The 19,188-nt window shown below is 43.9% G+C and carries 16 protein-coding genes; 4 read left to right on the plus strand and 12 right to left on the minus strand.

Annotated elements, in window-relative coordinates; all coding sequences use genetic code 11:
• Window positions 1–59: 59 nt before the first annotated feature.
• The 7 genes from ACBR23_RS05185 to ACBR23_RS05215 all read right to left on the minus strand — a co-directional run bounded on the left by ACBR23_RS05185 (window position 60) and on the right by ACBR23_RS05215 (window position 9,208).
• Window positions 60–827 carry a hypothetical protein gene (locus tag ACBR23_RS05185; protein WP_371119130.1) on the minus strand — a complete coding sequence of 256 codons (768 nt, stop codon included), beginning with the start codon at window positions 825–827 and terminating at the stop codon, window positions 60–62.
• Window positions 820–1,953 (minus strand): AAA family ATPase, encoded by a 1,134-nt coding sequence (locus ACBR23_RS05190; RefSeq protein ID WP_371119129.1) that lies wholly within the window; start codon window positions 1,951–1,953, stop codon window positions 820–822. Before ACBR23_RS05190 ends, ACBR23_RS05185 begins: the two co-directional genes overlap by 8 nt.
• A 146-nt stretch (window positions 1,954–2,099) precedes the next feature.
• Complete coding sequence (locus ACBR23_RS05195; protein ID WP_341735953.1) at window positions 2,100–4,013, minus strand: hypothetical protein; 1,914 nt, start codon at window positions 4,011–4,013, stop codon at window positions 2,100–2,102.
• A 226-nt stretch (window positions 4,014–4,239) separates the two neighbouring features.
• Window positions 4,240–4,902 (minus strand): nitroreductase family protein, encoded by a 663-nt coding sequence (locus ACBR23_RS05200; RefSeq protein WP_341735952.1) that lies wholly within the window; start codon window positions 4,900–4,902, stop codon window positions 4,240–4,242.
• A gap of 85 nt (window positions 4,903–4,987) precedes the next feature.
• Window positions 4,988–5,971 (minus strand): GntR family transcriptional regulator, encoded by a 984-nt coding sequence (locus ACBR23_RS05205; RefSeq protein WP_371114974.1) that lies wholly within the window; start codon window positions 5,969–5,971, stop codon window positions 4,988–4,990.
• A 76-nt stretch (window positions 5,972–6,047) separates the two neighbouring features.
• Window positions 6,048–7,739: an adenylate/guanylate cyclase domain-containing protein gene (locus ACBR23_RS05210; RefSeq protein ID WP_371119127.1), complete on the minus strand. Its 1,692-nt coding sequence runs from the start codon at window positions 7,737–7,739 to the stop codon at window positions 6,048–6,050.
• 59 nt (window positions 7,740–7,798) lie between these two features.
• Window positions 7,799–9,208 (minus strand): aminopeptidase P family protein, encoded by a 1,410-nt coding sequence (locus ACBR23_RS05215; protein ID WP_371114972.1) that lies wholly within the window; start codon window positions 9,206–9,208, stop codon window positions 7,799–7,801.
• Window positions 9,209–9,275: 67 nt separating this feature from the next.
• Here ACBR23_RS05215 and ACBR23_RS05220 point away from each other — a divergent pair, with 67 nt between their 5' ends.
• Window positions 9,276–9,719 carry a DUF4332 domain-containing protein gene (locus tag ACBR23_RS05220; protein ID WP_371119126.1) on the plus strand — a complete coding sequence of 148 codons (444 nt, stop codon included), beginning with the start codon at window positions 9,276–9,278 and terminating at the stop codon, window positions 9,717–9,719.
• A gap of 158 nt (window positions 9,720–9,877) precedes the next feature.
• Window positions 9,878–10,240 (plus strand): Spx/MgsR family RNA polymerase-binding regulatory protein, encoded by a 363-nt coding sequence (locus tag ACBR23_RS05225; RefSeq protein WP_371119125.1) that lies wholly within the window; start codon window positions 9,878–9,880, stop codon window positions 10,238–10,240.
• Window positions 10,241–10,242: 2 nt separating this feature from the next.
• On the opposite strand, the gene ACBR23_RS05230 is transcribed toward ACBR23_RS05225, so the two are convergent.
• The 3 genes from ACBR23_RS05230 to ACBR23_RS05240 all read right to left on the minus strand — a co-directional run bounded on the left by ACBR23_RS05230 (window position 10,243) and on the right by ACBR23_RS05240 (window position 11,991).
• Complete coding sequence (locus tag ACBR23_RS05230; RefSeq protein WP_371119124.1) at window positions 10,243–10,671, minus strand: GNAT family N-acetyltransferase; 429 nt, start codon at window positions 10,669–10,671, stop codon at window positions 10,243–10,245.
• 23 nt (window positions 10,672–10,694) lie between these two features.
• Window positions 10,695–11,294: a Uma2 family endonuclease gene (locus tag ACBR23_RS05235; RefSeq protein ID WP_371119123.1), complete on the minus strand. Its 600-nt coding sequence runs from the start codon at window positions 11,292–11,294 to the stop codon at window positions 10,695–10,697.
• A 64-nt stretch (window positions 11,295–11,358) separates the two neighbouring features.
• Window positions 11,359–11,991: a Uma2 family endonuclease gene (locus ACBR23_RS05240; RefSeq protein WP_371125633.1), complete on the minus strand. Its 633-nt coding sequence runs from the start codon at window positions 11,989–11,991 to the stop codon at window positions 11,359–11,361.
• 545 nt (window positions 11,992–12,536) lie between these two features.
• Between ACBR23_RS05240 and ACBR23_RS05245 the strand changes: the two genes are divergently transcribed.
• On the plus strand, window positions 12,537–13,148 hold the full coding sequence (locus tag ACBR23_RS05245) for a Uma2 family endonuclease (RefSeq protein WP_371114966.1): 612 nt from the start codon (window positions 12,537–12,539) through the stop codon (window positions 13,146–13,148).
• 154 nt (window positions 13,149–13,302) lie between these two features.
• Here ACBR23_RS05245 and ACBR23_RS05250 read toward each other — a convergent pair whose 3' ends face one another.
• Both ACBR23_RS05250 and ACBR23_RS05255 read right to left on the minus strand, forming a co-directional pair.
• Window positions 13,303–14,877, minus strand: coding sequence for an NAD(P)H-quinone oxidoreductase subunit N (locus ACBR23_RS05250; RefSeq protein ID WP_371114965.1), 1,575 nt, complete (start codon window positions 14,875–14,877; stop codon window positions 13,303–13,305).
• Between the two features lie 321 nt (window positions 14,878–15,198).
• On the minus strand, window positions 15,199–15,495 hold the full coding sequence (locus tag ACBR23_RS05255; protein WP_371114964.1) for a hypothetical protein: 297 nt from the start codon (window positions 15,493–15,495) through the stop codon (window positions 15,199–15,201).
• Window positions 15,496–15,596: 101 nt separating this feature from the next.
• Between ACBR23_RS05255 and ACBR23_RS05260 the strand changes: the two genes are divergently transcribed.
• Window positions 15,597–18,692, plus strand: coding sequence for a tetratricopeptide repeat protein (locus ACBR23_RS05260; protein WP_371119121.1), 3,096 nt, complete (start codon window positions 15,597–15,599; stop codon window positions 18,690–18,692).
• The last annotated feature ends 496 nt before the right edge of the window (window positions 18,693–19,188 follow it).

Raw genomic sequence — 19,188 nt, forward strand, 5'->3', positions numbered from 1 at the left:
CTTATTCAAAAAGTGGTTTTATGCGCTACTTATAGCTGTAAGGTGTTTAGGTTCCACTTTTATTCAGCAGATTCAATGATTGGAATTAATCGTTCTTCGATTTCATCAAGATAGGCTGTTAACCCTGTCTGAACACCTTTTTTTCGCAGAATTTCCAGCTCCGTGTCTTCCCAGCACTGTTGTTCCCGTTCCATCTTGCCACCTGTAAGCTTTTCGACAACTATTTTAGGGTTTCTAATGCGATCGGGTTCTGTCAATGAGTTAGAGCGTAGTCTGTGAGATTCTTCGCAAGGATTAAACGTCAATTCTGTCGTTATCTCTTTAAGGATTTGTGCTTCCTCTTGATTAGATGGCACAAACCCATTCAAAACCCACGCTTCCCGCATTCTGTCGGGTGTACCAATAATAATTGCTAATTTAGGTTGTCGATCAATGTTCTCTAAACGTACTTGCTCGATATGTTCTCTTCGCTGAGGTTGATTGTCTAAATCACGCATCAAAATAACGGCTTTAATATCTCTCTTTTGTTTGTATTGTAGAAAGCTGATTAACTTGATAATTTTATTAGCTGATTGACCATCACTTTTAAATTTTCCATTCGATCTGATGGTGGGGAACTTAAATTTATCTGAAAGACGTTTAGTTATATCATCAATATTTTTCCAACAAGAATTCTCTGTACCAGCTTCTAAACCACTCCATAGAAAATGATATTGCAGCAGATCGGGCTCTAACCAATCAATTTTATCTACTAAAACGCGATCGGCTAATTTAGTAGCGGTTCGTGCGTCTGCACTACTTTCGACAATCACCACAAACTCAATCATTGATTTCTCCTGAAACCACCCAATCTTCTCCCTCCGCATCCCAGAATTCTCCGGTGGTTAAAGTTTGTTTTGCCCATTCTACATCAGGATGTTCATCTAATCTTTTGCAACGAGTCACACCGGAGTTATTGTTACTTAATACATGAACTTGAGACGGAGTAAGTTCATCGACAATGTAAGGAGAATGGGTGGAAAAAATAATTTGCAGGTTGTTGTTTTGTTGAATAATTTCTTTGAAAACAGCGATTAATTCTCGTTGTGCTTTGGGGTGGAGTCCCTGTTCAACATCATCTAGTAAGACTAAATTAGGTTGACGGGGATTCATCAAAACAGTCAGTAATCCGAGAGCAAGCATTGTTCCTTCGCTAATGGAATGGGCTGGTATACGCTTACCAGTATTCATGTCTAGGACAACTTCTTGCCCTGCAATTTCCTGACTTTCTTCGTAGGAGATAGATTTGCCATCGACTTCGATTAAGCGTTGGCGATTTACCATAACCTTGGCTCGTCTTATGCCTACTTCGCGTACACCTGGTACAATCCGTTTCAACATTTCTTGTAAAGATTGAAACTTATCTGGAGCTTCGTCACGAAGATAGTCTAAGGTAGGTGCTAAGCCTGAACCATCGAACTCAACTCGCGGCGTAATTGCATCGCTGTAAGCTGCTTTAGCAAGATTAGTAGCTACTAGCTTCAGATGAACTGAATATCTCAAAGATTCAGGAATTGGATATTTAGCATCGCTCAGCGAACTTGACCATCCTTGCACATTTCCTGGCTCTCCATCGACTTTCCATGATGCTCTCGGAAACCAAGGAGGGTTAACGCTTTGTGTCCAGTTATAGGAAGCTTCCCAATCAGTCCGAGATTTGTATCCCAAAAAACCACTTACCGTAACAGACATATTATTTTGCCCAATTGTTGTAAGAAATTGAGGCGCTCTTTCATTCTGAAAAATATTTGCAAATGATGAATTAGTAAGCTGACTGAGATAATGCAATGCTTGCAATACTGATGTTTTACCAGAACTATTTTGTCCTACGAGTGCGTGGAGGCGTGAATCATCAAAATTTAGTTCTGTATCTTTATGACTTTTGAAGTTATGAAGTTTGACCTTTTGGAGCATTTGATTGCTAACATCCTTTTACAAGGTTATTGACAGGATTTGCGATCGCATATTTTGACTTTGCGTGGCGGTTGGTGGATTAGTCGCGGTTAAATATTTACTTCATCGCCTCCGCCAACCCACGCTAAAATCTGTTCCAATCCCAACTACTTGCCGTGAGTGCCAATGCGCTTGCCTTCGGCATTGTACACTTGCATGGGAATATTGGCGTTATCACCGATCGCCTCCAAAGCCAGTTGCAGAGTTTGAACGTGCTTTTCTACAGCTTGACGAGTCTTGGTAGCATTGTTATAGTCGGCTTGAATGAAAATTTGTTGCAGTTTCTGCACGTAATCGGGAGTCATCTGCACCGCAATCAAATCTTTGCTAACAGTATAGTCGCAAATCTTGGGATTCCCCTTGCAAGTTTTATCTAAATCAGTGCGGGCTTTTTGTAAAGTCCTTTCTTCCTGCAACTTAACTTCTGCTTCGTGCAAATAAGTTCTATAGGAAGGCATCAGTGGTTGGGTTTTCAAGTAATAAGAAGTTGTGGGAGGAACTTTGGCGGCGTAACTCAAGGCTCGTCGCCAGTGTTCTGATGCTTGAAACCAAGCATTTCGCTCCTCAAAAATTCTCGCTTGAGCAGCTATTGTTACTGCTTGAGTATAGGCATCTTCTGCCATTGCTTCGACTTGTTTTCGCTCGCTAGCTTCTGATAGTTTGGTTTCGTATTGAGGAATCAGGGATTTCGCTTGTTCGTAAGATTCCGTATTGGTGGAAATGTCTGATAGCTTGTCGAGGGATTTTTGCCAATTTGCTTGCACTTTCTCCCAACTTTCTGCTTGCTGAGCTACTATGGCGCGGGCTTCTGCTATTTGGGCTGTCTTTTTGGCATCTAGCAGTTGGTTTTCGGCTTTTTTTTCTGTGGTTAACTGTCTATTTCCCTTTGCTAGTTTTTGGCGATATTCCTTTAATTTTTGTTGAGCAAAGGGATAAGCTGTGCTGTTTTGGGGAATTTCTTTGAGTTTGGCGATCGCACTTTGCCACAGAGACTGGGATTCTTGCCAATTCTGTGCGCTATGGGGCGGATTTTCGGTTATTTCTGCGGCGGATACTGCCAGTCTCGCGGCATCTACTGCCAAGTTTAAATTCTGACTTTGCCTGCGGTATCTGTCAAGTTCCTCTTCAGCTTTGCCGTGATGAATTGACCAAAATGGAATAGGTTCTAAAAGGGCGATCGCCTGTTTTAACTGTTCTTGCGCTGCTTCGGGAGTATTGTCAACTTTTGAAGTTTTGAGCGTCCTCGCTGAATTATCGCTTAACTGTTGAGCATCAGCCAATGGGGTACACTCGCCGATAACGCAAGGGCGACTCAGCAGGTAATAAACACCTCCCAAAACTACGATCGCCACACTAGAAATAGCTACTACAGCTAAGCTCACAAACGGTGAATGCTTGGGTTTTTTGGTAACGGTGACAGGTTCTAAATCCAGCGGATCGAAGGGATTTAGCTCGCCATCTGTCGGTATTGCTGAGACTTTAAAGGCGATCGGTTCCTCATGGCTGGGAGTCTCCCACACATCGGGAAAAGTTTCCTCTAACCATGGGTTTCCATCCTCTGTTTCCGAGGGCGACTCAGCAGCTACATCCGGTACCTGAGTTGTCTCCGTTGTCTGCTGCGTCTCCGGTACTTTAAGTACGATCGCACTTTCCGTTGAATCTGCGGGTATTGCTGCGGCTTTTTGCGGTATTTCCACTGTTTTTGTCCTTGACAAAACAGGGTGATTCATGGTAAAAGAATGAAACGCATAGGGCTGTTTTTGCCCGGTAATTTTCAGGCAAAGTCCAATCTGTTGAATAGATTGGGGTTGCAATTCCAGAATTGCTGCTTCTAGCACCGCAAAAGTTTGTTTAGCTTTGAGAACCAAACTGCGCGGATGTTCTCCAACTACTGTTAAAGATGCTTCTTGAAAATCGCAGCTTAGATAAAGTGGTAAATTTTTAAATCCGGCTGCTTGTAAATGTTTATGTAAATCTACTTCTAGAATTTCCGCTCTGCTTTGTCGCGCTGCTACTTTCATATTAATTGTTCCTTACGTTCTCACCACACTAACAATTTTCGATTTGATATTTGAAATTTTCGATAAGTAGGTTGTCTGTGTTAAATAGAACTTACGCAGTATAACCTGTTCTGCCATAATTTGAGATGTTTGGCAACCTTTGTGAATGACAGCATTATGTTGAAATTTGTAAGTCCTATTAATTGGGCTGCAACGCACTTTTATGGAAAGTGTAAAATCTCAAATCTCAAACTTTAAATCGTAAAGATTCTCCATAACTTTCGCTGTAATAAACTCGATCCAAATTAAAACGTCCGCCGTATTTTTTGAAAGGTTCTTGTGCATAGCCAAGGGGAAGCAAACAACAAACATCTACTGCTTCGGGAATGTTAAAGGCTTCTTTCACCTTGGAGGCTACAAAACCTTCCATGGGACAACTGTCCACCCCAAAACTTTTGGCTGCAATCATTAAATGAGCTACAGCTAACATTGTTTGGCGATTTGTCCAAGCTTCTAAGGAGTCAAAACTAGGATGAGACTCGAACAATTGCGGGATTGCGCCGCGTATATAATCGGCTAAAGTATCATTTACCCCACCCACGGCTTTACCCAATTCAATGACGGCTTCAATGTTTTCGGGTTGAGAAGCGCGCCGATCGCCACAGCAAATTAATACAATGGGGGCTTCTACAACTTGGCGCTGATCGAAAGCACAGGCTTTCAATTTTTCCTTACTTGTTTGGTCTTGGAGTATGATGAACCGCCAAGGCTGTAAGTTGTAACCCGAAGGCGATCGCACTCCCAAGCGTAAAATCTCTTTGAGAATTTCTGGTGGAATTAGATCGGGTCTGAAACTGCGGGCAGCCCGGCGGCTTTCGATGGCTGTTTTGACATTAATTGAAGGCTGCATTTCAATATTCATGGGTGATGGGTTATGGGTTATTCGTTATTAGAACAACAAATAACAACTTTAACTGCTTTTCGTGTCAACTGACTTATCCTAACCCCAACTCGCGCTTGAGCAAATTAATCGACTTAGAACCGATGTAATTTTCGCAGCATACCAGTTGGGGCGGACGAATAATATCTTCTCTGGCGGCGTTAATCGCAGCTTTTACTGTAGCAAAACTTGGTTGGTCGCAAAAGATTGTTCTGGCCGATCGCACGATGGAGTTAATTTTGTAGGTGTCTGACAGCAGCGCCGTCATCACCAGCAAATCCTCTCCCCGGAAACTGTGAATGATTACTTCAGTCGATCGCAGCATACCAGGGCTGAGACTGACCAAACCCAAATAACTGTCTTTCGGCAAACCCCCCACTAACTTGATCTCCTGAACATAATCGTAAATGTCTACGGGAATAACTCGCACAGAACGAGGTGCGGCGATCGACTCAGCTTCTCCGATAAAATAGCGGCTAGTGATGACAGTTCCCGAAGAGATTTGATCCAAAAAAGTACCCAAATCTTCCATCGCCACCAACTGTATGGGGATACGCAGAGCTTGTTCGAGTTCTTTCGCCATCAACTCTCCTACGCCGATGTCTTCTGCGGGGGCTGTGACGACCACCCGCGCGCTGCACCGGAGCCGCCAGTCAATTTCGGCCAAAAATAATTCCCTGGCTTGGTTGAGGGTACAGCCCTGTCCCAGCAGTTGATCCAGACTTTCTTGCACTATCTTGTTTGCCAGAGGATATTCATCCAGGATGGGAGATTTGAGTTTACTGCCACCTTCGTGGCCTTGAGCCCGCACGTAAATCCCCGATCCGGCTTGAGCTTCCACCAGTCCAGTTTGCTCTAGCTGTCGGTAAACTTTGCTGATGGTGTTGCGGTGCAAACCCGTCTGCATGGCTAGTTGTCTGGTACTGGGTAAGCGGTGTCCAGGCGGAAATTGTCGCGAGGCGATCGCAAACCTGATTTGATTGAACAGTTGCGTGGAGGCTGGAATGTCACTATCTGTTTGAATATGAAATTGAACCATCTTAAAGGCTCCAAGGACTTCAACTTAATATTTATATAGGTGAGTACCGGGCCCATTAGGGATCGGATATCTCTCTCTATAGCATAATCTTATTTGGATCATCACTTGAGGTTTTCCTTCCCTTCAGGAGATAAGTCTGCATTTCCCCCTTGCCTTTAATCTCGATCGAGCCCCGTTCTTCAAATTCATATTTTTCCTGGAGTAATTCGTAACTATAGATGCTAACTTGAATCCGACCTGGTAGGCCGTGAGATTCCATACGGCTGGCTGTATTTACAGCATTTCCCCACAAATCGTAAATAAATTTTTTAGTACCAATGACTCCCGCTACCACCGGGCCGCTATTAATCCCAATGCGGAGGTCAAATTTCGCTTCTAGCTTCACATTTAATTCTTTAATTGCTACTAGCATATCCATGGCCATTTCGGCGATCGCCTCTGCGTGATCTGTCCGTTGAATGGGAATACCAGCCGCTACCATATAAGCATCCCCGATCGTCTTAATTTTTTCTAAACCGTGCTTTTCTGTTAATTTGTCGAAAGTTGAGAAAATTTCATTGAGCAAGTACACCAATTTAGTCGCCGACATCGTGGTAGAAATTTGAGTAAAATTCACCAAATCAGCAAACAGGACAGTGGTGTGTTCAAACTTGTCAGCAATCACCCCCGGTTGGGACTTCAATCTGTCAGCGATCGCCTCTGGTAAAATATTTAGCAATAAACCATTAGTTTTTTTCTGTTCTTTCCTGAGAGCCGATTCAATCCGCTTACGTTTGGTGATGTCATGAAAAAATACAGAAATGCCGTCATGGGAAGGAAAAACCCTAACTTCCAACCAAACTTTTAAATGACGATAATATTTTTCAAAACTCATTCCCACTTGTTTAGATACAGCTTCTTGAAACTCTTTGTAAAATACTGAACTAAACAAATCTGGAAACTCTTCCCAGATATTTTTACCAAAAATTTCTTCCGGTTGGCGCTCCAAAAAATTGGCAGCTTTGTAATTGACATACGTAAATCGCCAATGGGGGTCTAAAGCAAAAAAAGCATCGCTCATTCCTTCTAAGAAATTCACGATTTGCTCATCAGAAGCGCGCAGTTTTGCTTCTACTTGTTTTTGCCTTTTGATGGAGCGATTTAACTTAACTAAATTAATCCGCAACTCCATTTGACTGATTACTTGTCTTCCTAAAACCCTGAGCGCTTCTAATTGTTCCGGGTTCAGATGCCGAGGGACTGTATCGATCGCACACAAAGTCCCAATCGGAAAACCATCAGCAGTTACTAAAGGAGTACCAGCATAAAATCGAATATTTGGATTAGAAGTGACTAAAGGATTCCCAGCAAAACGTTCATCTTCTGTAGCATCGGGTACAACTAGCAATTCATTTGGCTTTAAAATAGCATGAGCGCAAAACGCCAACTCTCTAGGAGTTTCTGTTGCTTCTAAACCAACTCTTGATTTAAACCATTGCCTATTAGCATCAACTAAACTAACTAAAGCAATGGGAGTACCACAAATGTGGGATGCCAAAGCTGTTAAATCATCAAAAGCTCCTTCTGCATCTGTATCGAGAATATTATAACTGTGAAGTGCTTGTAGCCTTTCTTCTTCATTGCTAGGGAAGATTGCAGCTTGCATGGGTGGCGGTGCGGATACAGATTTCCGAAAAATGCTCGCAACTGTCGCTGCTGCGATTTTTTGCACTTGTGCTACCAGCCTTTCCACCAGCATTAAAAAATCTACCTTCCAAGCTTTGTTCATATTTATCTTGTTTCACACCCAATTTAACTGCACAAGTAAACCTCTATTTTGAGATATACTTACGCATTTACCGTAACTAAATTTTCAATTTCTGAAGCCTGAGTAGGCAATTTTGCAGTCAAAACTTCTCTCCCCCTGTCTGTTACGAGTATATCATTTTCAATCCTAATTCCACGAACATCTGAAAATTTTTCTAACTCGTCCCACTTTACAGAATCTTTATATTTTGTCCGAGTTTCGGGGTTGTGCAAAATAGCCGGAACCTGATAAAATCCAGGTTCGATGGATACCAGCATTCCCTCCTGTAAAACTCGATTTAACCGCAGGAATCCCAAACCAAAACGACTGCTTCTAACTCTCCCTGTTTCATAGCCAGCCAAATCGCCTAAATCTTCCATATCATGAACATCTAACCCAATTAAATGTCCGATGCCATGCACAAAAAATAGCGCGTGAGCATCCCTAGCTACCAAATCTTCAACATCACCTTGCAAAATACCCAAATCAACCAATCCAGCCGCCATCGTCTGAGCAGCTAACAGATGAATATCTTGGTATTCAACACCAGGACTAATCTTCTCAATACAAGCATCGTGGGCTGCCAAAACCACATCATAAATGGCGCGCTGAGTAGGAGAAAATTTTCCCGAAACAGGCCAAGTGCGAGTCACATCTGCTGCCCATCCCATTGCTGTTTCGGCACCCACATCTGCTAATAGTAAATCTCCTGTTTGTAGCGAATTGTGATAATGTTCGCTGTGCAGCACTTCTCCGTGTAGGGTGACAATACTTGGATAAGCAGTGGTCATATTTTGCGATGCGATCGCACTTTCCATTGCAGCACGAACACCAGCTTCGATGTGAGCTGTGGGAGTGGCGGCCATTCCGGCTTTGTGGGCTGCCACGGTGACAGCAGCCGCTGCTCGTAATTCTGCCAAACTTGCGGCATCTTGGGTGAGACGAAGTGATATAATTGCCTTGGTTAGTTCTAGGTCAATGCCTGCGGGTGATTGAGATGGTGTCAAAGGGCGATCGAGAATTTGTGACTGTTGCCACAAAATCAAACTATCCTGAACTGGTATAGTTGCTGCATCAGCCGTTAGCGGAGCCCTCGAAGAGGATCGCGATTTCAACTGGGCCATGGGAAAATCAGCATCAGCCCCCATTAGTGCCGCAATTTCCGCTCTTTTCGGCATTTCTCCATGCCACAGGGTGCTGCTAGGAAGTGCGTCATCCATGAACAGTTCTAACTTGCCAGATTCTAAACGAATCGCCGCATTTTCTAAAGGTAAACCCGCAAAATAGAGAAAGTGACTGCTGGCACGAAAAGGGAACTTCAGAGCCGGATAATTACGAGAAATACTGCGACCAGACCAGAGAATTGTGGGAAAATCAATTAAACTCGCCAGTTTTTCTCTTCGCTGACGCAAAGCAATTGTTAACAATTCGTAATCAGGGAAAATATTCATGGCGATCGGCTCTATTGACTGTTTTATATTTATACTTTAAAATATAACTAAAATCCTTAAAAAAACCATGAAAAATTATCATAAAACCAATTATAGTTCTAGGGAAGCGCCGGATTGGCCGATCGCAAATTTGCCCGGATTAAGCAATGAAGACCAGTCTCAACTAGCAGGATGCGGAATTAGCACCACCGCCCAACTAATTCGCCAGACTAAAACACCAACGGCGAAGGTATCGCTAGCGCATCAGTTGCACATTGATATTCGATACATTAACAAATGGGTAGCGATGGCAAATTTGGCTCGAATTCCCAGTGTAGGGTGTGAGTATTGCGGGCTGTTACTCCACGCAGGCGTTGCTTCTCCAGCTCAACTAGCTCAAATGCCCGTGGGGAGATTGCACCAACAAATATTGAGGCTGCACGTAGCCACAATGCAGCGGAACGATTTGACTCCTTCAGTCGATCGCGTGCAAAAATGGATTCAAGATGCTAAATTAGTCAGTAGTTATTAGTCATTAGTTATTAGTCATTAGTTATTAGTCATTAGTTATTAGTTATTAGTTATTGGTTATTTGCGGTGCCCTGAGCGTAGTCGAAGGGTTATTAGTTATTAGTTATTTGTGTTAATTCCAATGCCCAATGCCCAATGCCCAATTCCCAATTCCCAAATATGATGTCAATTCAAGTTTACGGAATCCCCAACTGTGGAACCTGCAAAAAAGCCTTCAAATGGCTGGAAGATAATGCAGTTACCTATGAATTTATTAACACCAAAGAAAATCCACCCACTCGCGCAATGATTGAAAAATGGGTAAATTCCTTGGGGTTTCAACCCATGCGAAACACTTCCGGTCAATCTTACCGTGCTTTGGGCGAAGTTCGGAACAATTGGACAAACAAAGAGTGGATTGAGGCGTTTGCTAAGGATGCGATGCTGCTAAAACGTCCTCTTTTTGTTAAAGACGGAACAGCGGTTTTAGTAGGTTTCAAAGAAGACGCAATTCGAGAAAAATTGGGGCTTTCAACAACCTGAGTTTAGCCAGTTGTTCGCCGCAAAAACTTAACTCCGCCCACATCATCACTGAAACCCCACCGTTCATAAAAGGGTATCATCTTCGGCAAACAGTAAAGTCCTAATCTTTCAACAGCTTGCAATTTAGGATGATTTACCACTGCATCCATCAACTTCACACCCAGTCCCATCTTTCGGTGCGTCGGGTGGACTATGACATCAAAAACCGTTCCTATGTACACAAAATCGGTGATGACGCGGGTAAAAGCAATTAGCCGATCGCCCTCATCGACAAAACCTATGATAACATCAGTAGCGGCGAGCATTTTCACCACATCCTCGCGGGTGCGTTTGTCACACCAGAATTCGTTTTTGTATAATTCCATCAAATCGGAAACCTGGCTTTCTGTCAGAGTTTCCACCATCCGATAATTATCCATTTTGTCGGTCATACTCTATTTTACCGTAATCTAGTTTATGCTTGTACTTCTGTTTCCTGGGTTTCAAATACCACTTTTGCATAAATCTCGCTCATCGACATTTGCACTTCCACCGAAGCAAAAGAAACTGTTGCTGATTCTCCCTCATATTCCCGAAACAACCAATCATTCGATTCAGTTTTAATATATTGTGTCACTAAAAACTCAGATTGATTGACTAATACATATTCACGGAATTCAGGAATCGATCGATAAAACCGAAACTTGTCCTCTTTATCGAAATCCTTGGTAGACTTAGAAAGCACTTCCACAATCAGCATAGGATTGAGTATTTCATCCTTGCGTCCATCATTAAAAATAGGATCTCCTGCAATTACCATAACATCCGGGTAAGTTCCGCGTCGATACCGAGGAATCCACAACCGCAAATCATTGTGAAAAAGCTCATAGGAATTCTCCTCAAGCAAATTTCCCAAAATTCTACTCAAATTTCGGATAATTCGGCTGTGATTAATAGTACCACCTGTCATTTGTACAATTTCTCCATCGCGGTATTCATTTCTAAACTCAGCAGTTTCCTCTAACTCCCGGTACTCATCTAAAGTATAAAACTTTTGCTTACTTTGTACTAACATTTTTACCTCTGTACAAACTCTTATCTGCGTTAATCTGCCTACATCTGCGGTTAAAAAAGATAATTTAATCACTCTCCTGCGTTTCAAATACAACCAACTCATAAATATCGCTCATCGACATTTGCACTTCCACCGAAGCAAAGGAAACTATTGCCGATTCTCCCTCATATTCCCGAAACAACCAATCATTAGATTCAGTTTTAATATATTGTGTCACTAAAAACTCAGATTGATTGACTAATACATACTCGCGAAATTCAGGAATCGATCGATAAAACCGAAACTTGTCCTCTTTATCGAAATCCTTGGTAGACTTAGAAAGCACTTCCACAATCAGCATAGGATTGAGTATTTCATCCTTGCGTCCATCATTAAAAATAGGATCTCCTGCAATTACCATAACATCCGGGTAAGTTCCGCGTCGATACCGAGGAATCCACAACCGCAAATCACTAAATGGTCTGGCACTTTTACCTCGCAAAGCATATTTCAAGAAGGCATGGATATTACCTATAATTTGACTACGATCGATCGTACCACCAGCCATTTGTACAATTTCTCCATCGCGATATTCATTTCTAAACTCAGCAGTTTCCTCTAACTCCCGGTACTCATCTAAAGTATAAATTTTTTGCTTACTTTGTACTAACATTTTCACCTCTACACTAAGTTGCATCTGTGTTAATCTGCGTACCATTAGCGCAAACTTCACGCACACTTGCTTCCCGATCTGCTCGACAAGCAGGTAACAGAGCAATCGCTCTATTGCCTGCTATTGAGTTCTGAGAGGGATTCTTAAAAGCTTTACGCTAACTACTGGTTACTGTTGCTACTGTATCTCATAAACCTGCAATCTGCTGTAAAAGCGATCGAGCTCCAGTAACCGATTGCTGGGGAGGGCGCGTGTCAGGGTTTACACTGGAAATTGGAACAGGTGTTGGAGATTTTTCACTTCGGCTAAAAGAGGAGTTGCAAGGAGACTATGTTATTGACACACTATCTGTAGTGTGTCTGCGTAACTGCTGTCATATTAAGTTAATAACTGTGCCACCAGATTGGAAACAATGGATGAAACAGTAATAAAAGTCAAATTAGTGAAAGCAATTCAATTCTTAACAATACGGAAAACAATTGCTAATCTTATTAAATTTGAAACTATTCTCACGATTCCACCTGTATTAAAACAGTATGTTAAAATGGTTGCAGAATAGTCCGAAATATCTAGCTAAATGAGAGCCAACCATGACCGCAACTCGTACCGAACCTAAGCAGATGCTCAGTTTTGAACAATTTATCAAGCAACTTCCCGATGAAGGCCGTTATGAACTGGTAAATGGAGAGATTGTGAAAATATTACCAATAAGACTACATGAGGATGTTGCCGATTTTCTCATTAAACAATTTGATAGAGAAGTCGATCGCGTCCCTCTAAATTACAGGGTATCTGGCAGATTTATGCTGAGAACGTTAACCCCGAATGGTAAAGAACAAGGCCGCCACCCCGATGTTACTGTAGTAGATAAAACCATCTGGAAATCTCAGCCATTCGCTTATTCAGCTCTAACTGAACCTCCACAATTAGTGGTAGAAGTTGTCTCGACAAATTGGGAAGATGATTATATCGACAAACTGGATGAATATCAGCGTCTGGGAATTACTGAATATTGGATTGTGGATTATTTAGCGTTGGGTAGCAGAAACTATTTGGGCAACCCGAAAGAGCCGACTGTTTTTGTTTACCTGCTCGATGAAAATGGGGTTTATCAAATGAGTGCTTACCGAGGGAGCGATCGCATTATATCCCGAACTTTCCCAGAATTAGCATTGACAGCAGAGCAAGTATTAGACCTATGATATCAAATCCAGCTTAAATATTGCTTTATCTCTTAGTCTGCGAAGGCAGACTTGGTTTGACTTTCGGCCGGTTGAAACCGCCGATCGCACCCACAAAAAAAACGCCCAACTTCAAAAAGTCAGGCGCTTTCCCATCTCTCAAAACCAGGTAAACTTAATTCCGGCGAGACAACAAGTTAGATTCGATTTTTGCAGCAGCTACCACAGGCTGTACCTGACTCAATGCCGACTGCAACATGGGAGTGTTAGCAACAGCATCATTAGCCATATTAAACAAAGGATTCGACAGGATACCCGCCAAAGTTGTCGCCACCAAAGTCAGTACAACGGTGACTTGCAAAGGCCGCATTCCTTGAAGATTCCAGCGAATTTCCGGATAATTTTTGACAACATCTGACATCTCTTGAGGCTCTTTCACCACCATCATCTTGACGACGCGGATGTAGTAGTAAATCGAAATTACGCTGGTAACTAATGCCAAGATAACTAAGCCATAAAGTCCAGCTTGCCAGCCAGCCCAGAATAGATAGATTTTGCCGAAAAATCCAGCTAGTGGCGGAATTCCACCGAGGGAAAGCAAACAAATACTCAAGGCCAAAGTTAACAGCGGGTCTTTTTGATACAAACCGGAGTAGTCGCTAATTTGGTCGGTTCCAGTCCGCAATGAGAACAGAATGATGCAGGCGAAAGCGCCTAAATTCATAAACAGGTAAACCAACAGATAAAATATCATGCTGGAATAACCCGCTTCGGTTCCTGCAACTAAACCAATCATGACAAAACCGGCTTGGGCGATCGACGAATAAGCCAAAAGCCGCTTCATGCTAGTCTGAGCAAGAGCAACCACATTTCCCAACACCATGCTGAGAATTGCTAGGGCTGTGAATACGAAGTGCCACTGTTCGATAAGTACGGGGAAAACCGTAGTTAACAAGCGGATGGCTAGAGCGAAACCGGCTGCTTTGGAACCGACTGAAAGGAATGCCACAACGGGTGTTGGCGAACCTTCATAAACGTCTGGTGTCCATTGGTGGAAGGGAACCGCAGAGATTTTGAAGGCAATTCCGGCGATCGCAAATACCAACGCAATTACCAAACCCAGAGATTGACCCTCATTAACAGTAGAAAGATGAGAGGCGATCGCACTTAAGGTAGTTTCGCCACCAGACAATCCGTACAGCAGCGAAAGCCCGTAGAGAAACACCGCCGAAGAAGACGCACCAATTAACAAATATTTCAAAGCCGCTTCATTGGAACGCGGGTCGCGTTTTGTGTAACCTGTCAGCAAATAAGACGAGATACTCAGAGTTTCCAACGAAATAAAAATCATCACCAATTCATCAGCACCGGAAAGGAACATTCCCCCCAAAGTAGCGCTGAGCAAAATGCCGATAAATTCCGCTAAAGCAGTACCAGTTTGCAATACATAGCGAACGGATATCAAAATAGTGACAGCCGCAGCCAAAGCAATAATTCCGCGAAATACTAAACTCAAGGCATCGCTATTAAAACCGCCGAGAAACGAGATAGTATTAGTGTTGTCCGCTTGCAAACACAAGGCACCGACGGCCGCCAGCAAACCGGCAACCGCCACGTAGGGAGTCCAACCAGAGGAACTGCGGCCTACGATTAAATCGCCCACGAGCACAACCAAGAGGGTGACAATGATGATTCCCTCTGGCAATATAGTTCCAGCATTTAGCTGGGCGGCAAGAGTAGCAAAATCCATATTTTCAGACAAGTTGGGTAATACAGGCTAGGGAAGCCTGTAATTGGGCAGTGAACTGTTAAAAATTCTTGACTAAACTGGATTGTAGCCGATTACAGCCTCGCGCTCCCAGTTTGGGGCGTGTTTGTGGCGATATCTTGCGGAGGGGCTTTACCTGTTCAACTGGTTCCCTGGCTCTGGCTGGGAACCAATGTCTAGAGGCTCTGCCTCGTCGATCGCACGCGCAAACAGGAGGCAGAGCCTGGGGACGAGCAAAAAAAGCCAATTGGTTCGGGTTCAAGAGCAGTAGATTTTCCTGATTTATCGATCGGGCATAATTGATTAACGCGCCGTTTCAGCTTTAATTTCTCGGATAATGGTTGATATTTCTGCTTCCGAATCAAGGTGTCTGGCCAGAACTTGAGCAGTTGTATCCAGCAGGCGTTCTGAAAAGGCTTTAGTTAAGTCTGCCCGCAGGCCTTGCCCTATATAAAACTTCAGCAGTGCTTCTACAGAGATATCTCGATTTGCCGCTATTTTTTTAAGTGATTCTAAAGTATCTGTTGGGATTTGAATCGAGACTGTTTCCGTGATGCGCGATCGCAATTGCAATTCAATTTCTGATTCTTGATTATTCATATAATTGTCTTTCTATGCGGGTAGCAGGACGGGAAGATTTGAACTTAAATTCAAAATACCGATCGCCCTCAACTCTCCCCACCTTGACTCTAAGCGGGCTAATGAGTAAGATTGAAGAAAATACCAAAGGACAGGCTATGCTCGATCGCACTAAATTAGTTTTGGCTGGTATGTCGATCGCACTTTCGCTTCAGTTAAGTCAGCCGGTTGCAGCAGCCGTGCCGATTGGTAAAGTTGTAGAAACGGCACAAACTAATAGTAGCGAGGCTGGTGAAAAAGCATTAAAGGAAGGACTACAACTCTATAAGCAAGGAACGGCGGAAGGTTTAAGAGGTGCGATCGTCCTGTTTGAAGAAGCATTAAAACTGTATCGGGAAGCGCGTGATAGTCACGGGGAAGCGATCGCCCTGATGGGCATCGGCAAAGCCTACTCAGATTTGGGAGAAAAACTCAAAGCAAGAGAGTATTACAGCCAGTCCCTTCACCTATTTCGGGCTGCGAGCGATCGCTCTGGGGAAGCTGTTAACCTCAACAACATCGGCCAAGTCTACTCAGAATTGGGAGAAAAACAGAAAGCGCTAGAGTATTACAGCCAGTCGCTTCCCCTGAGTCGGGCAGTAGTCGATCGCCGTATTGAAGCTACCACCCTCACCAGCATCGGCGTTGTCTACTCAGAATTGGGAGAAAAACAGAAAGCGCTAGAGTATTACAGCCAGTCGCTTCCCCTGTTTCGGGCAACAGGCGATCGCCGTGGGGAAGCTGGCACCCTCAACAGCATCGGCGTTGTCTACTCAGAATTGGGAGAAAAACAGAAAGCGCTAGAGTATTACAGCCAGTCGCTTCCCCTGTTTCGGGCAACAGGCGATCGCCGTGGGGAAGCTGTCACCCTCAGCAACATCGGCAATGTCTACTCTCAATTGGGAGAAAAACAGAAAGCGCTAGAGTATTACAGCCAGTCCCTTCCCCTATCTCGGGCAGTAGGCAATCACTCTGGGGAAGCTGTCACCCTCAACAACATCGGCAGTGTCTACTCTCAATTGGGAGAAAAACAGAAAGCGCTAGAGTATTACAGCCAGTCGCTTCCCATGTTTCGCGCAACAGGCAATCGCCGTGGGGAAGCTGCCACCCTCGGCAACATCGGCAGTGTCTACTCAGATTTGGGAGAACAACAGAAAGCGCTAGAGTATTACAGCCAGTCGCTTCCCCTGTTTCGGGCAACAGGCGATCGCCGTGGGGAAGCTGTCACCCTCAACAACATCGGCAGTGTCTACTCAGATTTGGGAGAAAAACAGAAAGCGCTAGAGTATTACAGCCAGTCGCTTCCCCTGTTTCGGGCAACAGGCGATCGCCGTGAGGAAGCTGCCACCCTCGACAACATCGGCAGTGTCTACGCAGAATTGGGAGAAAAACAGAAAGCGCTAGAATATTACAGTCAGTCGCTTCTCCTGCGTCGGGCAGTAGGCGATCGCAGCGGAGAAGCTCTCACCCTTTACAACGTAGCTTTTGTCAAACGCGATCGCGGAAATCTTACCGAAGCCCTCAACGACATCGAAGCATCTCTCAAAATCATCGAAAACCTCCGCACCAAAATAGCCAGCCCAGAACTCCGCAGCTCATACTTTGCCACAGTACAAAACTACTACGAATTCTACATCGACCTGTTAATGCAACTGCACAAAACTAATCCTAAATCCGGTTACGATACAAAAGCCTTAGAAGCCAGCGAACGTTCTCGCGCCCGCAGCCTCCTCGAACTTCTTCAAGAAGCAAACGCCAACATTCGCGAAGGCATTTCCCCCGATTTATTACAACAAGAAAATCGCGCCAAACAGCAACTCGATGCCATTGAAAAACAGCGCATTCAAGAACTCAGCAACCTTAATCCCAATCCAGCCAAAATCAATGAAATCGACAAACAGCGCCTCGCACTTCTACAACAATACCAGCAAATTCAAACCCAAATTCGTAGCGCCAGTCCCCGCTATGCCGCCCTCACCCAACCCCAACCTTTAACACTCTCAGAAATCCAAAAGAAAGTTTTGGATGAAAACACTATTTTATTGCAATATGCGATCGGCAAAGACCGCAGTTATTTGTGGGTTGTGACCTCAACAGGACTAACTAGCTATGAATTGCCAAAACGCGCTGACATTGAAACAGCAGCCAAGAATTTCCGAGACACCGTTACCAACCCACGTTTGCGAAATGTTCCCCAAAAAGTTGCCGAAGCGAGTGCAAATCTCAGTCAATTAATTTTACAACCCGCCGCAGCCCAATTAGGAGAAAAACGCTTATTAATCGTTCCCGATGGTGTTCTACACTATACCCCTTTTCCAGCTTTAAATATTTCCCAAACAGCCGGACAAAATCCCAATATTCCCTTAATTACCAAACATGAAATTATTATCCTGCCTTCCGCTTCAACTCTCGGAATTCTCCGACAAAATTACGGAGATCGAAAACTACCCGATCGCACTTTAGCCATTTTAGCCGATCCAGTTTTCAGTCCAGACGATGAAAGAATCAAAGGAAAGCTTACCAAAGAAACCACGGAAAAGTTAGAATCAAATAACCTCGGATTAAATCGATCGCTCCGTGCTTCCAATCTGGGCTGGCCGCCCAGTCGCCTACCCTTTACCCGCCAAGAATCCCAAATAATATTAAGTTTAGTGCCTTCAGCTTCTAACAGTGAGAAAATTGATTTTTCAGCCACTCGGACTACCGCTATAGATGGCAGTTTAGCCAATTATAAAATAGTTCACTTTGCCACCCACGGCATTGCCAACAGCCAAAATCCCGAACTGTCAGGAATTCTGATGTCGATGGTTGACGACAAGGGAAATCCTGTAAATGGCTTTTTGCGACTTAATGATATCTTCAACTTGAAACTGTCAGCAAATTTAGTGGTTTTAAGTGCTTGCCAATCGGGACTGGGACAGAATATTAAAGGTGAAGGAATGGTGGGATTAACTAGGGGTTTTATGTATGCGGGTGCTCAGCGGATGGCGGTGAGTTTGTGGAATGTGGATGATGAAGGAACTTCGGTATTAATGCAAAAGTTTTATCAGAAAATGCTCCAACAAAAGTTAGCGCCGGCGGCTGCTTTAAGGGCGGCGCAGATGGAAATGATGCAGCAGGAAAAATGGAAGTCACCCTATTATTGGGCTGCTTTTACGCTACAAGGGGAGTGGAAATAGCTGTAGGGGTGGTGTGCCCGTGGATTTTCAGGAACTATCAGCCCGTATCCAGCAGTCTCAGCATCCAGTGCATCCTGTAGAGACACGATAGTTAGGAGACTGCACGTGCCCAAGGAGTGTCAACTTAAGGTACAACCCATAGTCCGGCAAGGGTTGAAACCCCTGCCTCAAAGCGAAAGTCCTCTCAAGAGGACTCATGAGTTCTTCAGTCCTCTTTGAGAGGACTTTCGCTATTAGACAGGGGTTTTAACCCCTGTCGGACTGGCGAGTCCACTAACAGATTTTGCGGGTTGACAGCTTAAGTTGACACTTATGGGCATTGCAATCTCCTAATTTCTTGTCATCTTTAAGGCGATCGGCAATAACTTACAAATTAAGGTAGTTTGAAAATAAGCCCTCAATTTCCCCATAAGCCTTGACATCTGACATACACTCTGTGACATACCCGACACTCATTTTGTAAACAAATAGAGTGCGGGCTTCCTCTTTCAACGGG

The organism is Microcoleus sp. (genome assembly GCF_041354475.1).
GTDB lineage: Bacteria > Cyanobacteriota > Cyanobacteriia > Cyanobacteriales > Microcoleaceae > Microcoleus.

What these genes read in the sequence shown, in the direction of transcription:
- ACBR23_RS05185 (WP_371119130.1), bottom strand. Translation starts at nt 827, where the DNA reads ATGATTGAGTTTGTGGTGATTGTCGAAAGTAGTGCAGACGCACGAACC.
- ACBR23_RS05190 (WP_371119129.1), bottom strand. Translation starts at nt 1,953, where the DNA reads ATGCTCCAAAAGGTCAAACTTCATAACTTCAAAAGTCATAAAGATACA.
- ACBR23_RS05195 (WP_341735953.1), bottom strand. Translation starts at nt 4,013, where the DNA reads ATGAAAGTAGCAGCGCGACAAAGCAGAGCGGAAATTCTAGAAGTAGAT.
- ACBR23_RS05200 (WP_341735952.1), bottom strand. Translation starts at nt 4,902, where the DNA reads ATGCAGCCTTCAATTAATGTCAAAACAGCCATCGAAAGCCGCCGGGCT.
- ACBR23_RS05205 (WP_371114974.1), bottom strand. Translation starts at nt 5,971, where the DNA reads ATGGTTCAATTTCATATTCAAACAGATAGTGACATTCCAGCCTCCACG.
- ACBR23_RS05210 (WP_371119127.1), bottom strand. Translation starts at nt 7,739, where the DNA reads ATGAACAAAGCTTGGAAGGTAGATTTTTTAATGCTGGTGGAAAGGCTG.
- ACBR23_RS05215 (WP_371114972.1), bottom strand. Translation starts at nt 9,208, where the DNA reads ATGAATATTTTCCCTGATTACGAATTGTTAACAATTGCTTTGCGTCAG.
- ACBR23_RS05220 (WP_371119126.1), top strand. Translation starts at nt 9,276, where the DNA reads ATGAAAAATTATCATAAAACCAATTATAGTTCTAGGGAAGCGCCGGAT.
- ACBR23_RS05225 (WP_371119125.1), top strand. Translation starts at nt 9,878, where the DNA reads ATGATGTCAATTCAAGTTTACGGAATCCCCAACTGTGGAACCTGCAAA.
- ACBR23_RS05230 (WP_371119124.1), bottom strand. Translation starts at nt 10,671, where the DNA reads ATGACCGACAAAATGGATAATTATCGGATGGTGGAAACTCTGACAGAA.
- ACBR23_RS05235 (WP_371119123.1), bottom strand. Translation starts at nt 11,294, where the DNA reads ATGTTAGTACAAAGTAAGCAAAAGTTTTATACTTTAGATGAGTACCGG.
- ACBR23_RS05240 (WP_371125633.1), bottom strand. Translation starts at nt 11,991, where the DNA reads ATGGTACGCAGATTAACACAGATGCAACTTAGTGTAGAGGTGAAAATG.
- ACBR23_RS05245 (WP_371114966.1), top strand. Translation starts at nt 12,537, where the DNA reads ATGACCGCAACTCGTACCGAACCTAAGCAGATGCTCAGTTTTGAACAA.
- ACBR23_RS05250 (WP_371114965.1), bottom strand. Translation starts at nt 14,877, where the DNA reads ATGGATTTTGCTACTCTTGCCGCCCAGCTAAATGCTGGAACTATATTG.
- ACBR23_RS05255 (WP_371114964.1), bottom strand. Translation starts at nt 15,495, where the DNA reads ATGAATAATCAAGAATCAGAAATTGAATTGCAATTGCGATCGCGCATC.
- ACBR23_RS05260 (WP_371119121.1), top strand. Translation starts at nt 15,597, where the DNA reads ATGAGTAAGATTGAAGAAAATACCAAAGGACAGGCTATGCTCGATCGC.